At 75.2% G+C, this 15,035-nt stretch carries 12 protein-coding genes and 1 riboswitch; of the genes, 7 read left to right on the top strand and 5 right to left on the bottom strand.

All coding sequences use genetic code 11. The features are described from left to right. The first annotated feature begins 202 nt into the window (after positions 1–202). Positions 203–365: riboswitch (cyclic di-AMP (ydaO/yuaA leader) on the top strand. Positions 366–377: 12 nt separating this feature from the next. Further along, a complete protein-coding gene (locus AC02VZ_RS13655; RefSeq protein WP_432054635.1) occupies positions 378–1,151 on the top strand; it encodes a M23 family metallopeptidase in 774 nt (257 codons plus the stop codon). 233 nt (positions 1,152–1,384) lie between these two features. Then, positions 1,385–2,080 (top strand): GntR family transcriptional regulator, encoded by a 696-nt coding sequence (locus AC02VZ_RS13650; RefSeq protein WP_476475435.1) that lies wholly within the window; start codon positions 1,385–1,387, stop codon positions 2,078–2,080. 301 nt (positions 2,081–2,381) lie between these two features. Here AC02VZ_RS13650 and AC02VZ_RS13645 read toward each other — a convergent pair whose 3' ends face one another. Then, a complete protein-coding gene (locus AC02VZ_RS13645) occupies positions 2,382–2,663 on the bottom strand; it encodes an HPr family phosphocarrier protein (protein WP_362096304.1) in 282 nt (93 codons plus the stop codon). Between the two features lie 177 nt (positions 2,664–2,840). Between AC02VZ_RS13645 and AC02VZ_RS13640 the strand changes: the two genes are divergently transcribed. From AC02VZ_RS13640 to AC02VZ_RS13625, 4 genes are all read left to right on the top strand, one after another. Further along, positions 2,841–5,690 (top strand): bifunctional acetate--CoA ligase family protein/GNAT family N-acetyltransferase, encoded by a 2,850-nt coding sequence (locus tag AC02VZ_RS13640; protein WP_432054637.1) that lies wholly within the window; start codon positions 2,841–2,843, stop codon positions 5,688–5,690. A 99-nt stretch (positions 5,691–5,789) separates the two neighbouring features. Next, positions 5,790–6,377, top strand: coding sequence for a DUF5998 family protein (locus AC02VZ_RS13635; RefSeq protein WP_362096310.1), 588 nt, complete (start codon positions 5,790–5,792; stop codon positions 6,375–6,377). After that, positions 6,377–7,600, top strand: a complete 1,224-nt coding sequence (locus AC02VZ_RS13630; protein ID WP_476475434.1) for an alkaline phosphatase family protein — start codon at positions 6,377–6,379, stop codon at positions 7,598–7,600. Before AC02VZ_RS13635 ends, AC02VZ_RS13630 begins: the two co-directional genes overlap by 1 nt. A 77-nt stretch (positions 7,601–7,677) precedes the next feature. Next, positions 7,678–8,328 (top strand): thymidine kinase, encoded by a 651-nt coding sequence (locus AC02VZ_RS13625; protein WP_432054639.1) that lies wholly within the window; start codon positions 7,678–7,680, stop codon positions 8,326–8,328. Between the two features lie 237 nt (positions 8,329–8,565). Here the strand turns inward: AC02VZ_RS13625 and AC02VZ_RS13620 are convergent, their stop codons facing one another. The 3 genes from AC02VZ_RS13620 to AC02VZ_RS13610 form a co-directional block, all read right to left on the bottom strand. Beyond that, positions 8,566–9,432: a PhzF family phenazine biosynthesis protein gene (locus AC02VZ_RS13620; protein ID WP_476475433.1), complete on the bottom strand. Its 867-nt coding sequence runs from the start codon at positions 9,430–9,432 to the stop codon at positions 8,566–8,568. A gap of 178 nt (positions 9,433–9,610) precedes the next feature. Continuing rightward, positions 9,611–11,743: an SDR family NAD(P)-dependent oxidoreductase gene (locus tag AC02VZ_RS13615; protein WP_476475432.1), complete on the bottom strand. Its 2,133-nt coding sequence runs from the start codon at positions 11,741–11,743 to the stop codon at positions 9,611–9,613. A gap of 22 nt (positions 11,744–11,765) precedes the next feature. Further along, positions 11,766–12,515: a TetR/AcrR family transcriptional regulator gene (locus AC02VZ_RS13610; protein WP_476475431.1), complete on the bottom strand. Its 750-nt coding sequence runs from the start codon at positions 12,513–12,515 to the stop codon at positions 11,766–11,768. A 56-nt stretch (positions 12,516–12,571) separates the two neighbouring features. Between AC02VZ_RS13610 and AC02VZ_RS13605 the strand changes: the two genes are divergently transcribed. Beyond that, the gene (locus AC02VZ_RS13605; RefSeq protein WP_476475430.1) at positions 12,572–14,026 is read left to right on the top strand and encodes an MFS transporter; all 1,455 of its coding nucleotides are present in this window, start codon (positions 12,572–12,574) and stop codon (positions 14,024–14,026) included. 64 nt (positions 14,027–14,090) lie between these two features. Here AC02VZ_RS13605 and AC02VZ_RS13600 read toward each other — a convergent pair whose 3' ends face one another. Beyond that, the gene (locus AC02VZ_RS13600) at positions 14,091–14,891 is read right to left on the bottom strand and encodes a VOC family protein (protein ID WP_432054644.1); all 801 of its coding nucleotides are present in this window, start codon (positions 14,889–14,891) and stop codon (positions 14,091–14,093) included. Positions 14,892–15,035 lie beyond the last annotated feature (144 nt).

The following is a 15,035-nucleotide window of genomic DNA, read 5'->3' as shown; positions in this document are numbered from 1 at the left end:
GCCACCGCGGCCGCTTCCGCGCGCACGGCGCCCTGGTGGCGGGAACGTCACCAGGGCGCCCGTATGCCCGAATTGGTGCGGAGGATGCCTGTCTGCCCTGTGGTGTGCGCTACAAATCCACGGATCCGTTTGAGGATCGAGCGGCCTCCCGCATAGCTTCGTGCGGGCTGTTCGTCGGGCAGTGCGCCGCACCCGCGGCACCGGACAGCCATCGCCGAGTCCCCGTACGGCGCGAGCCAGGGGAGCCGGGGACCCACCGTCCCCCGGGGTGAATCGGGCGCCCGCGCGTGTCGCGAGGGGGTCCGTAGGAGACCTTCCTGCTCCGAACCCGTCAGCTAACCCGGTAGGCGAGAGGGAAGGAAAGGACCAGCCTGTACATGGCGTTCACCCGCGCCGCCGGCAAGCACCGCCGCCCCAGCCGCGTCCGCAGCGGCACCGCCCGCGCCGCGGGCGTCGCGGCCCTCGCCGGTTCCGGTGTCGCCGGCTCCCTCGCGGCCCCCGCGATGGCCGCCGAGCCCGCCGCGGCCCAGACCGGCATCACCCCCGTCGTCACCCTCGGCGACACGGTCGCCGACCGGATCGACGCCCAGGCCGCTGCCCAGCACGAGGCGGCCCGCGAGGCCGCCGAGGCCGAGGCCCGCAAGGCGGCCGAGAAGGCCGCCCGCAAGAAGGCCGCCGAGGAGGCGGAGCAGGCCCGCGAGGCGAAGGAACGCGCCGCCCGCGAGGCCGAGCGCGAGCGCCTCAACGCGTTCGTCTCGCCGATCCCCGGCTCCTACGTGTCCACCGGCTACAAGACCGGCGGCGCCGTCTGGTCCTCCGGCAGCCACACCGGGGTCGACTTCCACGCCGCCAACGGCACCCCCGTGCAGTCCGTCGGCCGTGGCACGGTCGTCGAGGCCGGCTGGGGCGGGGCCTACGGCAACCAGGTCGTCATCAAGATGCACGACGGCACGTACACCCAGTACGGCCACCTGTCGTCCATCGGCGTCTCGGTCGGCCAGGAGGTCACGCCGGGCCAGCAGATCGGCCTCTCCGGTTCCACCGGCAACGTCACCGGGGCGCACCTGCACTTCGAGGCCCGCACGAGCGCCGAGTACGGTTCGGACCTCGACCCCGTCGCGTACCTGCGCGCGCACGGCGTCTCCCTCTGACACCCTCCGGACGCGGTCCGCGCACGAAATCCCCGAAAAGCCCCGGCTCGCCGAGCCGGGGCTTTCCGCGTCACGCGCACGGGGTCACGCGCACGAGGTCGCGCGCACGGGGTGGCCGAAAAGCAGGCGCGAATGTTCTCCGGCTCTCAAGGAATCCCGCACATTGCTTTAGAGTCGCGGAAAGGACGTCCGCCGACGCGGCGTTCTCCAGGGAAGGGAACCGGAGGTCGCTCATGCGTTTTCCCGCGCACTCGGTGTGCGCCGCGATCCGCGACGACATCGTCGCCGGCGTCCACGCGCGCGGCAGCCGGCTCACCGAGGAACTCCTGGCACGCCGCTACGGCGTGTCCCGGGTGCCGGTGCGCGAGGCGCTGCGGACGCTGGAGGCGGAGGGGTTCGTGGTGACCCGGCGGCACGCGGGCGCCTGCGTCGCCGAGCCCACCGAACGGGAGGCCGCGGACCTGCTGGAGATGCGCCTGCTCCTGGAACCCCTCGGTGCCGCCCGGGCCGCCCGGCGCCGCGCCGACGCCCACCTGAAGGTGCTGCGGGGGCTGGTCCGCCTGGGGCAGCAACGGGCCCGCGGGGGGAGCAGCGACGACCTGCGCTCTCTGACCGGCTGGTTCGACGAGACGCTGGCCCGGGCGGCGGGCAGCCCGACGCTGGCCTCGACCCTGGCCGGACTGCGGCACAAGATCGCCTGGATGTACGCGGTGGAGGAAGCGCCCGACCCGGTGCGGACGTGGGCCGACCGCGGCCTGGTCGTGGACGCCGTGGCCCGCGGCGACGGCGAGCGTGCCCGTGCGGCGACCGCACGCCTCCTGGAGCGGACCCACCCCGCCCACCGGCTGCGCCCGCCGTCCGGTGCGGATCTCGCGGAGCGCGTGAGGACCTCGAAACGTCCGGTCAACACTCCGAGCATGCCGGCTTAATACGAGCCGGATAGAAAGGGCGCGGTAGAAAAGGCAGCCGGGCAGCCCTTTGGCGGTCTTTTGGCGACCTTTTCCTGCCCTGCCCTGGCCCGGAAATTTTCGGTGCGCAATACCCGTCCGGATTCCTCCCCCGGATTGCCTGCGGAAGGCGGCATTCTGCCCGGGGTGGAGATTCATGCTCGGAACCGGAATGTGCTGTCGGGCAAGGGATCTTCCTGTCCGGGGAGAAGGCGAACGGAAAGGCCCACCCGGGTCCCCGGGTGGGCCTCTCGTCAGCCCGCTGTCCGCGCGGTCCGGCGCGTCAGACCGTTTCGGGCAGTTCCTCCAGGCCCTCGGCGACCAGCTTGGCCAGCCGGTCCAGCGCGGCGTCCGCGCCCTCGGCGTCGGAGGCCAGCACGATCTCCTCGCCGCCCTGGGCGCCCAGCCCCAGGACCGCCAGCATGGAGGCCGCGTTGACGGGGTCGCCCCCGGCCTTGGCGATCGTCACCGGGACGCCTGTGGCCGTGGCGGCTCGGACGAAGATGGAGGCGGGGCGGGCGTGGAGGCCCTCGGCCCAGCCGACGTTGACGCGGCGCTCAGCCATGTGATGCTGCCCTTCGCTGTTCAGGGTTGTCTAGACCAGTTTCCCACATCGTGAAGCGTGCCGGAGCGGCACCCGCTCCCGCTCCGTGCGCACGGCCGGACCGCGGCCTCGGCCCTGCCCCGCGCACCCACAGACTGCCTCGCGCCGTCGCCGTGCGCGAGCCGTACGCTGGGGCCCATGCAGACCTCCTCGGACCGGCACGAGTACCCCGCTCACTGGGAAGCCGACGTGGTGCTGCGCGACGGCGGCACCGCGCGCGTCCGCCCCATCACCGTCGATGACGCCGAGCGCCTGGTCAGCTTCTACGAGCAGGTGTCGGACGAGTCGAAGTACTACCGCTTCTTCGCGCCCTACCCGCGTCTGTCCGCGAAGGACGTGCACCGCTTCACCCACCACGACTTCGTGGACCGGGTGGGACTCGCGGCCACCGTGGGCGGCGAGTTCATCGCCACCGTACGCTACGACCGGATCGGGGCCGACGGAGCGCCCGCCTCCGCTCCGGCCGACGAGGCCGAGGTCGCCTTCCTCGTCCAGGACGCCCATCAGGGCCGGGGCGTCGCCTCCGCCCTGCTGGAACACATCGGCGCGGTCGCGCGGGAGCGCGGCATCCGCCGGTTCGCCGCCGAGGTGCTGCCCGCCAACAACAAGATGATCAAGGTGTTCACGGACGCCGGGTACACCCAGAAGCGCAGCTTCGAGGACGGGGTCGTCCGCCTGGAGTTCGACCTCGAGCCGACCGACCGCTCGATGGCCGTGCAGCGGGCGCGGGAGCAGCGCGCCGAGGCGCGCTCGGTGCAACGGCTCCTGGCCCCCGGCTCCGTGGCCGTCATCGGCACCGGCCGCGCCCCCGGCGGCGTCGGGCGCAGCATCCTGGACAACATCCGGGACGCCGGCTTCACCGGGCGGCTCCACGCGGTCAACAAGGCGCTCCCCGAGGGCACGGACGAGCTGGACGGGGTGCCCGCGTTCCGCTCCGTGCGGGACATCGACGGCCCCGTCGACCTCGCGGTCGTCGCCGTGCCGTCCGCGCAGGTCCCCGAGGTCGTCGCCGAGTGCGGCGCCCACGGCGTCCAGGGCCTGGTCGTCGTCTCCGCCGGATACGCCGAGTCGGGCCCCGAGGGCAGGGAACTCCAGCGCGCCCTGGTGCGCCAGGCGCGCACGTACGGCATGCGGATCATCGGCCCGAACGCCTTCGGCGTGATCAACAACGCGCCGGACGTCCGGCTCAACGCCTCCCTCGCCCCCGAGCCGCCCCGCCCCGGCCGGATCGGGCTGTTCGCCCAGTCCGGGGCCATCGGCGTGGCCCTGCTGTCGCGGCTGCACCGGCGCGGCGGGGGCGTCACCGGCGTCACCGGCGTGTCCACCTTCGTCTCGTCCGGCAACCGGGCCGACGTCTCCGGCAACGACCTCCTGCAGTACTGGTACGAGGACCCCGACACCGACGTCGTCCTGATGTACCTGGAGTCCATCGGCAACCCGCGCAAGTTCACCCGCCTCGCCCGGCGCACGGCCGCCGCGAAGCCCCTGGTCGTCGTCCAGGGCGCCCGGCACGGCGCGGGACCCCGCGGCCACGCCGTCCGCGCGATGCGCCTGCCCCACGCGACCGTCTCCGCGCTGCTGCGCCAGGCCGGCGTCATCCACGTCGACACCATCACCGAACTCGTCGACGCGGGACTCCTCCTCGCCCGCCAGCCGCTGCCCGCGGGCCCCCGCGTCGCGATCCTCGGCAACTCCGAGTCCCTCGGCCTGCTCACCTACGACGCCTGCCTCGCCGAGGGCCTGCGCCCCCAGCCCCCGCAGGACCTCACCACCGCCGCCTCGGCGGCCGACTTCCACGACGCGCTGGCCCGGGCGCTGGCCGACGACACCTGCGACGCCGTCGTCGTCACCGCCATCCCGGCCGTCGGGGAGGGGTCGGTCGGCGACGCCGCCCTGGCCGACGCCCTGCGCTCGGCCGCCGCCGCCACCCCCGACAAGCCGGTCCTGGTGGTCCACGTCGAGCTCGGTGGGCTCGCCGAAGCCCTCTCGGCCGCGGCCAGCACGGCACCGCAGCCCGCGGCCGGCCCCCCGCCCGCGCCCCGCACCGCCCGGCCCGCCCCGGACGCCCCCGCGGACACCCGCGCGGCAGTTCCCGGGGACGCCCGCCCCGCGCCCCCCGAGGGCGCCCGCCTCATCCCCGCCTACCCGGCCGCCGAGCGCGCCGTCCGCGCGCTGGCGCACTCCGTCGAGTACGCCCAGTGGCGGCGGGACGTCGCCGACCCCGGCAAGGTGCCCGAGTACGAGGACATCGACGAGAAGGCCGCCGCCGCCCTCATCGAGCGGCAGCTCACCAGCGGTCAGGGCCTCACCCTCGAACGCCACGCCGCCTACGAGCTTCTCGCCACCTACGGCATCCACGTCCACCGCGCGCTGCCCGCCCCCGGCCCCGACGCCGCCGCGGAGGCCGCCCGCACCCTCGGCTACCCCGTGGCCCTCAAGGCCACCGCCCCCCACCTGCGCCACCGGGCCGACCTCGGCGGCGTCCGCCTCGACCTCGCCGACGAGGAACAACTGCGCCGGGCCTACGCCGAACTGACGGAGCTGTTCGGCACCCCCGAGGAACTGCGGCCCGTCGTGCAGCGCATGGCACCGCGCGGCGTCGACACCATCGTCCGGGCGGTCATCGACCCCGCCGCCGGTGCCGCGCTCTCCTTCGGCATCGCCGGGCCGCCCTCGCAACTGCTCGGCGACATGGCGCACCGGCTGATCCCGGTCACCGACCGGGAGGCGGCATCGCTGGTCCGCGCCATCCGGACCGCACCGCTCCTCTTCGGCTGGCGCGGCTCGGCCCCGGTGGACACCCCGGCCCTGGAGGAACTGCTGCTGCGGGTGTCCCGGCTGGTCGACGACCATCCCGAGGTGGCCGCGGTCACCCTGGAGCCCGTCGTCGTCGCCCCGCACGCGCTGAGCGTGCTGAGCGCCTCGGTCCGCCTGGCCCCGCCGCCCGCCCGCGACGACCTCGGACCGCGGACCCTCCCGGCCTACTGAGGGCCCCGGCCGCCCCCCGGCCCGGCCCGCCGAGCGGTGCCACCGAGCGGCACCACGGAGCGGTGCCGCGCAGTCGGCGGGCCCCCGTAGGATGGGCGCATGGCCAAGACCAGTACGACGACCCAGGGGCTGCGGGCGGCGATCGAGCGCAGCGGCTACTACCCGGCCCTCGTGGCCGAGGCGGTGGAGGCCGCCGTGGGCGGCGAGCCCATCCGGTCGTACCTGGTCCATCAGGAGACCACGTTCGACCAGAACGAGGTGCGGCGGCACGTGACCGTGCTCGTCCTGACCGGAAACCGCTTCATCGTCAGCCACACCGACGAGCAGGCCGCCGACAGCACCTCCCCGACGCCCTACGCCACCACGTCCACCGAGTCGGTCAAGCTGAGCCGGATCTCGTCCATCGTGGTCAGCCGGGTGGTCGCCAACCCGGAGTCGTACAAGCCCGGCACCCTGCCGCGCGAGATCGTGCTCACCATCGGCTGGGGCGCCGTCTCCCGCATCGACCTCGAGCCCGCGGCCTGCGGCGACCCCAACTGCGAGGCCGACCACGGCTACACGGGCAGCTCCACGGCGGACGACCTGAGCCTGCGGGTCAGCGAGGCCGGCGACGGACCGGAGACGGTGCGCCAGGCCCTGGCGTTCGCGCAGGCCCTCTCCGAGGCGACCGCGGACCAGACGCGCTGATGGTGTACCCCCCGCACTCCACCCCGCCCGCGACGCCCACCGGCTGGGCCGCCCACCACCCCGAGCCCTTGGCCCCGGACACCGCCCCCGTCCCCGAGTACGGCACCGGGTCGCTCGCCGACCTGCTGCCCACCCTCGCCGCGGGCATGGAGGTGCCCGGCACCAGCGCCGCCATCGCGGAGCTCACACCCGCCGACCGGAACTGCGTGTTCCTGATCGACGGGCTCGGATGGGAGCAGCTGCGGGCGCACCCGGAGGAAGCGCCCTTCATGACGTCCCTGCTGGCCGCCTCGCGCGGCGGCACCGGACGCCCGATCACCGCCGGTTACCCGGCGACGACCGCCACCTCCCTCGCCTCCGTCGGCACCGGCCTGCCGCCCGGCGCGCACGGCCTGCCCGGCTACACCGTCCGCAACCCGGACACCGGCGAGCTGATGAACCAGCTCCGGTGGCAGCCCTGGACGCAGCCCGCGGCCTGGCAGCCGTACCCCACGATCTTCCAGCTCGCCCACCGGGCGGGCGTCCACGCCGCCCAGGTGTCCTCCCCGGCCTTCGTCAACACGCCGCTGACGAAGGTCGCGCTCAGCGGCGGCACCTTCCACGGGCGCCTGTCCGGCGAGGAGCGCATGGACCTGGCGGCCGAACAACTCGCCGCCGCCGACCGCGCCCTGGTCTACACGTACTACTCCGACGTCGACGGCGCCGGCCACCGCTTCGGCGTCGACTCCGACACCTGGCGCGGCCAGCTCATGTACGTCGACCGCCTGGTCCAGCGCCTGGCCGAGCAGCTCCCCGAGCGCAGCGCCCTGTACGTCACCGCCGACCACGGCATGATCGACGTGCCCTTCGACGAGGAGCACCGCATCGACTTCGACACGGACTGGGAACTCAGCGCCGGCGTCGCGCTGCTCGGCGGCGAGGGCCGCGCCCGGCACGTGTACGCCGTGCCCGGCGCCGCCGGCGACGTGCTGGCCTGCTGGCGCGAGGTGCTGGGGGAGCAGTTCTGGGTCGCCTCCCGCGACGAGGCGATCGCGGCCGGCTGGTTCGGGCCGCGGATCGACGACCGGGTGTACGGGCGCCTCGGCGACGTGATCGCCGCCGCGCGGGACGACGTCCTGCTGATCGCCTCCGAGCGGGAGCCGAAGGAGTCGGCGATGGTCGGCAACCACGGTTCGATGACCCCTGCCGAACAACTGGTCCCCCTGCTCGAAGTACGCTCCTGAGGTCCGTCCCGCCCCGGCAGCCCCGCCACGTCCTCCACCGGACCCGCCCGATCCCCGCCGAAAGGTGCCCGCCCCCCATGCCCGAGCTGGTCTTCTTCTCCGGAACCATGGACTGCGGGAAGTCGACACTGGCTCTCCAGATCGAGCACAACCGGTCGGCACGCGGCCTCGCGGGCGTCATCTTCACCCGCAACGACCGGGCCGGCGAGGGAAAGTTGTCCTCCCGCCTCGGTCTGGTCACGGACGCGGTCGAGGTCGGCGAGGGCGCCGACCTCTACGCCCACCTGGTCGACCACCTGTCGCAGGGCGGCCGAGCGGACTACGTGATCGCCGACGAGGCGCAGTTCCTGGCCCCCGAACAGATCGACCAACTCGCCCGCGTGGTGGACGACCTGGAGGTCGACGTCTACGCCTTCGGCATCACCACCGACTTCCGCACCCGCCTGTTCCCCGGCTCGCAGCGGCTCGTGGAACTGGCCGACCGGGTCGAGGTGCTCCAGGTGGAGGCCCTGTGCTGGTGCGGCGCCCGCGCCACGCACAACGCCCGCACGGTCGGCGGGGTCATGGTCGTCGAGGGTGCCCAGGTGGTCGTCGGCGACGTCACCGGCTCCGCCGACGAGGTCGGCTACGAGGTGCTCTGCCGCCGCCACCACCGCCGCCGCATGACCGCGGCCACGGCCCGCGCCGCCGCCCTGTCCCCGGACGTCCTGCCGGTACCGACCGTCTGACCGGACGCGGCCGACGGAGGCGGGCCCCGCCACGCCGACGGCCCACGCGGACGGCCCACGCCGACGGCCGGTTCGGGCCCCTGCCTGCCGCCGATGGTCCGTCCGCATGCCGTCGGCCGGTCCGGATCTCGTCGCCGCGCCCCCTGCCTGCCGCCGACGGCCGGTGCGCATGCTGCCAGCTTGACCCGCGCCGCAGTGTCACGGCCCGCATGCCGCCGAGGCTCCGGCCGTGCGCCGTCAGCCGATCCGGGCCCCCGCGCCCCCGACCCGCACCCGCCGGTCACCCGCGCGCAGCGTCACCGTCAGCTCACCGGGGCGGCCCAGGTCCTCGCCCTGGTGCAGGGTGAGCACGGACTCCCCGGGGACCAGGGTGAGTTCCCGCGCGTACGCGCCGAACGCGGCCGCCGCGGCGCCCGTCGCCGGGTCCTCGACGACGCCGCCCACCGGGAACGGGTTGCGCACGTGGAGGACGGTGGCCGACGCACGCCACACCAGCTGGAGCGTGGTGAGGTCCAGACGGTGCATCAGCGTCTCCAGCCGTCCGAAGTCGTAGTCCAGGTCGGCCAGGCGGGCCCGGGTCGCCGCCGCCAGCACCAGATGGCGGGCCCCGGCGAAGGCGATGCGGGGCGGCAGCGCCGGGTCGAGGTCGGCCGCCGGCCAGCGGAGCGCGGCCAGGGCCTCGGCGAGGTCCGCGTCCCCGACCACCTCGACGTACGGTTCGACGCTGGTGAGCGTGGCCCGCAGACCCCCGCCCTCCTCGGTCACCTCCACCGGCACGGTGCCGGCGCGCGTCGCGAAGACGAGTTCCCCGGGGCCGGTCCGCTCGGCGAGCGCGATGGCCGCAGCCACGGTCGCGTGCCCGCAGAAGGGCACCTCGGCCCGCGGACTGAAGTAGCGGATGCCGTACGCCCGTCCGCCGAGCCCGTCCGGGGGCGCGGTCAGGAACGCGGACTCCGAGTACCCCAGTTCGGCGGCGACGGCCAGCATCTCCTCGTCCCCCAGCCCCGTGGCGTCCAGCACGACACCGGCGGGGTTGCCGCCGTCGGGGGTGCGGGAGAAGGCGGTGTAGTGCAGCACCTCGGGCTGCGGCGTCTTCGTCGTCATGATCCGCCCAACACCGGCCGGGGCCCGGCTGTTCCGGTGGCCCGCTCCGGCCGCGGCCGGGCGTGCCGGGAACGGAGGGTCACTGCGCGCGGGGCGCAGGAGACCCGCCGGGGGCCGGTCCGGCCGGGGCCTCCACGCGCCCAGGCCCGGGAGCCCGGCCGCCCGGCAGTGGCCGCGCTCAGCCGGAGCGTCCGTGCCGCCTCCGCAGCCCTTCGGCGAGCGGTGCCTGCGCGAACGCGCCGGCCGCCAGCCGGGAGGCGACGGTCCGCCGCACGATCCGGTCGGCCAGGGCGGGCACGTGCCGGGCGAGGGCCATCTCCGTCCGGCCGCGGCGGGTCGTCGCCACGTCGCGTGGGGCGCGCCGGGCCGTGACCGCGGAGACCACCGCGGACACCACCCCGTCGAGGGGCTCGGGCCGGGACACCCCGTCCAGGGAGAGGCCCGCCTCCCGCGTGCTGTCGTGGATCGGGCTGCGCACCATGCTCGGGTACACGGTCGTCACCCCGACGTGCGTGCCGACCTCCAGCCGCAGCGTGTCCGCGTACGCGGCGAGCGCCCGCTTGGAGACCCCGTAGGCGGCGGCCAGCGGCAGCGGCAGCAGCGCCATCCGCGAGGCGATGAACACCACGCGGCCCCGGGCGCGTTCGAGGTGCGGCAGCGCGGCGGCCGTCACCTCCCAGGCGCCGAGCAGGTTGAGCCGGATCTGCTCGTGCACCTCCTTCGAGGGCCGCAGCTCCGCGGGCGCGGGCCCGCCCCGGCCCGCGTTGTTGACCAGCACGTCCACGCCCCCGCCGAGCAGTGCGACCGCCTCCTCGACCCCCTTGGTCACCGACTCGGGGTCGGTCAGGTCGCAGCCCACCACGGGCACCGGCCCCGTCCCGTCCGCCACTAGGTCCAGCCCGACGACCTTCGCGCCGAGGGCGGTGAAGCGCTCGCCGAGCGCCCGGCCGAAGGTCCCGGACGCGCCGGTCACCAGCACCCTGCGCCCGTCGAGCCGGCCGGCCGCGCGGCGTCCGGCCGGCAGGTCCCGCGCCACCTGGCGGAGATAGCGGTCCACGTCGAGACGCATGTGCGGGCGCTTCTCGCCCCACCGCTCCCGGGCCGCCTGGAGTTCCGAGGTGACCTCGGCCAGCATCCGGTCCCGGTGCGGCCGGCGCAGTCGTCCGGACAGGTGGGCGGCGAGCAGTCTGCCCTGCGCCTCGACGACCGGCAGGGCCGATCCGGTGGACTGCATGAGGCCGACGAAGGACAGCGCGGGCTCGTCGAGCGGGAACACGTGCCGGTACAGGGGCAGCCGCGCCGGGTCGGGCACCAGCTCCGGGTCGAGGAAGGGAACGGTCGCCCGGTAGCCGGTGCACCACAGGACGTGGTCCACCTCGTCCTCGCGCCCGTCGGTGAAGCGGACCCGGTTCCCCTCGAAGCGCTCGATGCCCGCCCGTACGCCGATCCGCCCGGCCGCCACCAGCGCCGGGACCGTGTCGCTCAGGGTCGGGTGGTCCTGGAGCACGCCCTCCGGTGAGGGGGGCAGCGCCGGCCAGTCCTGGCCCCGGGCCGCCAAGCGCAGCATCGCCTGGGAGACCTGCTGGCGCAGCCGCCACGGCAGGACGGCCGCGAGCGCGCCGTTCCACTGGTCGGTGGGGCGGCCCAGCAGCCGTTTGGGCAGCACCCACACACCGCGCCGGGCCGACAGCAGCACCTCGCTCGCGTGCCCGGCCAGTTCGGTGGCGATGTCCATCGCGCTGTTGCCGGTGCCCACCACGAGCACCCGGCGGCCGGCGAACGCGGTGGGCTCGCGGTACGCGTGGGCGTGCGAGGAAGTGCCCTCGAAGGTGCCGGGGTAGGGCGGTTCGGGCAGGCGCGGGGTGTGGTTGTGCCCGTTCGCGACCACCAGGTGGGCCGCGGTCTCCTCGTACCTGCCGTCGGGGCCGTCCAGTTCGAGCAGCCAGCCCTCCCCGGTGCGCCGCGCGGCGAGCAGTTCGGTGCCCAGGCGGTAGTGCCGCGGGACGTCGAAGCGTTCCGCGTACTCCCGCACGTACGCCAGGAGTTGGGCGCGGGAGGGGTAGTCGGGCCACTCGGCGGGCATCGGGTGGTCGCCGAACTCGGTGCGCGGCTTCGACGTGTTGAGCCGCAGCCCCTCGTAGGCGGCGGTGTCCTCGGAGAGCCGCCACAGGCCGCCCAGTTCCGCGGCCCGCTCCACGCCGAACACCTCGACGCCCGCCTCCAGCAGGGCCTTGACCGCCGCGATGCCCGCGACCCCGCCCCCGACGACGGCCACCCGTCCCGGTCCCGCCGTGTCCCGCTCCGCGCCCATCGCCCTCGTGCCCTTCGCCGACTTAATCCAACGTGTGAGGGATTATTATGCCCGGATCGGCGCCGGCACCTGACCCCGACGGTCCGCCGGCCGGCGGCGGACCGTGCAGGGCGTCGAGGAAACGGCGCACCCACAGGCGGAACTCGTACCGCTCCCGCTCGCGGTCGGCGGGGGAGGCCGCGGCCAGCGCCGTGACGTGGCCGTGGGCCGCCCACACCAGGCTGCGCACCGTGACGTGCGGGGTGGTCTCCCGGATCGTCCCCGCCTGGGCCGCCTCCAGCAGGGCGCGTTCGACCTCCCCGTACAGCGGCAGGGCGTACGCGCGGTCCAGGGCCCCGCCGCGCGTCGGGTCGAGCCACCGCCGCAGCCACAGGAACGTCGTGTGCGGGTGTTCCTCCAGGAAGCCCACGAAGCCGTCGGCGAGCGCCCGCAGCGCCTCGGCCAGCGGCGGGCCCCCTTCCGCGGCGGCCCGCCCGAGCTCCGCCACCAGCGGGGCGAGCGCCGCCCGCTCCGCCTCGTGCACCCGCTCGAAACACGCGTCGTACAGCGCGTCCTTCGCCGGGAAATGGTGGTGCAGGCTCGACACGTCGATGCCCACCCGCGCCGCGATGTCGCGCAACGAGGTCCCCTCCGGGCCCCGCGCGGCGAACAGCGCGGTGGCCTCCCTCAGGATCAGCTCGCGGGTGGGGGGCCCGTCCCGTTCCGCGCGCCGGGGCCTGCCCGGCCCGCGCCGGGCGGGCCGCTCATCTGGTGTCTGACCGCTCTTCCTCATCCGGCCCAGTCTGGCTAGGATCCGCAGACCTCGCAATCAAGCAGTTGGGGGATTTCATGAGCGCTGCCACCGGATCCGAAGCCGTTCCCCCCGGACACCGGCCGGCCCCCGCCGACGGGACGGACACCGCGAGCGGCGCCGAGGTGCCCCGTTCCGCCCTGATCCGCTACGCCCTCGGCTCGGCCGGCATGGGCGTCTACGTGACCGTCCCCGGGCTGCTGCTCCTGTACTTCCTCACCGACACCCTCGGCGTGGCGCCGTGGCTGGCCGGACTGGCGCTGCTCGTGCCGAAGGCCGTGGACATCGTCCTGCACCCCTTCGTCGGCTCCCTCTCCGACCGCGAGCGCGCCCACCGGGGCACCCGGTTGCGGCTGCTGACCGTGGGCTGCGCCCTCGCCCCGGCGTTCGTCGCCCTGTTCGCGGTGCCCGGACCCGTGGCCGACCGGCCGTGGGCGGCGGCGGTCTGGGTGGCCGGCTGGTTCGTCGTCGCCAACGCCCTGTTCGCCGCGTACCAGGTGCCGTACCTGTCCACGCCCACCGACATGACGGTCGGCTACCACGGCCGGACCCGGGTGCTCTCGTTCCGGATGGTGGTCCTCACGGTCGGCATCCTGGTCGGCGGGGCACTCGCCCCCCTCCTGGCCGGAGAGGGCGACTCGGTCGCCCGGTACGCGGTGATGGCGCTGGCCCTCGGCGCCTTCACCGTCGTCTTCCAGGCGGTCGGCGTCGGCGGTGTCCGCGCCCTGGTGCCCGCCGGCCCCCGGCACGAGACCCCGGCCCCGCGGCGGACGTCACCCGGACGGCCCCTGGCCCAGGTACGGGAGGTGCTGCGCGCCAACCCGTCCTTCCGCGTCCTGGTCCTGTGCTACCTCCTCGTCTCCACCACGACCCACCTCGTGCTGGCCGGCCTGCCGTACTACGCGCGCCACGAACTGGGCCGCCCCGGCTTCACCACCGTCCTGATGGCCGCCTTCGTGGCTCCCGCCCTGCTCACCACCCCCCTGTGGTTCCGCCTCTCGCGGAGCCGGGGCAAGCAGCGCTGCATGCTGGTCTGCCAGGGCTTCTTCGTCGTCGGCGCGCTCGGCCTCGCGGCGGGCGACGCAGCCGGGATCACGGTGCCGGTGCTGTGCACGCTGCTGCTCGGGACGTGCTTCGCGGGCCTGCAGCTCTTCCCGTTCGCCATGGTTCCCGACACCGTCCGGGCCGGGGGCGCCGCCGAGGTCGAGCGCACCGGCGCCTACACCGGGGTCTGGACCGCGACCGAGGCCACGGGCGCCGCGGCCGGCCCCTACCTGTACTCCGCCGCCCTCGGCCTCGGCGGGTACGCCGCCGCGCGGGCCGGGGAGCAGGTCACCCAGACCGGCGCCGCCCACACCGCCATCCTCCTGGGCTTCACGGTGCTGCCCGCCCTGCTGATGGCGGCCGCCCTGGCCGTGCAGTCCCGCTACCGCCTCGACGCACGCATGACGCGGGGCGGAGCCGCGGCGGGCGGGGCGGACGACGGGGCCTGACCGGTCCGCCCGGGGTGCTCCGGCGTGCGTCCCCAGGGCCTCCGCACACCGGAACCCCGGTCCGTCACCCCGGCGGCTGCAGCAGCGCGAAGCGGGCCCCCTCCGGGTCCGCCACCGTCGCCACCCTGCCGTGGGCGCTGTCGCGGGCGGGCTTGAGCACCTGGCCGCCGAGGTGCACCACGTGGTCCGCGGCGTCGTCGGCGTCGGCCACCGTGAAGTACGTCATCCAGTGCGGCCCGCGGTCCCGGGGCAGGGCGTTGCCCAGACCGTGCACCCCGGCCACGGGGCGCCCGTCCAGCTGGAGGGTGACGTAGTCGAGGTCGGCGGAGACCACCGGCTCCTCGTCGTAGCCGAACACCGACTCGTAGAACTTGGCGACGTACCCCGACTCGAAGGTCGTCAGCTCGTTCCACGCAGGGGTGCCCGGCACGCCGGTGACGGCCGTGCCGAACGGTTCCGCCACCTGCCACACCCCGAACACGGCGCCCGCCGGGTCCGCGCCGATCGCCAGGCGTCCGGCGTCGGCGGCGTCCAGCGGGCCCACGCCCACGGTGCCGCCGCAGGAGCGGATCACCTCGGCGGTGCGGTCCGCGTCGGTCGAGGCGAAGTACGGGGTCCAGGCGATGGGCAGCTGCCGGTCGGGCGGCAGCAGGCCGATGCCGGCCACGTCCCGCCCGTCGAGCAGGGCCCGCACGTACGGGCCGAGCTGCTCGGGGCCGGGCCGGAACTCCCAGCCGAACAACGCCCCGTAGAACTCCTCGGTCGCTTCCAGTCCGTGCACCATCAGGCTCACCCAGCAGGGTGTGCCGGGGGTGTGCCGGGGTGCCTCGCCGTTCGGGCGGGCGCTCCCCCGTGCGTCGGTCATCGTCACTCTTCTCCCGGCCGCCCGGCGGCGGCCGTGCTCATCTCGACCCCGGCGCGGGGTCCTTCGCATCCGCTCCGCGGACCGTCTCCGTCCCGGTGCCCGTACGGCCGGGCGCCGCGCCTCGCGCACGTACCGCGGGACGCC

The sequence above is a fragment of the Streptomyces sp. 3-6 genome, assembly GCF_056323165.1.
This window is presented reverse-complemented; position numbering and strand designations above follow the sequence as displayed.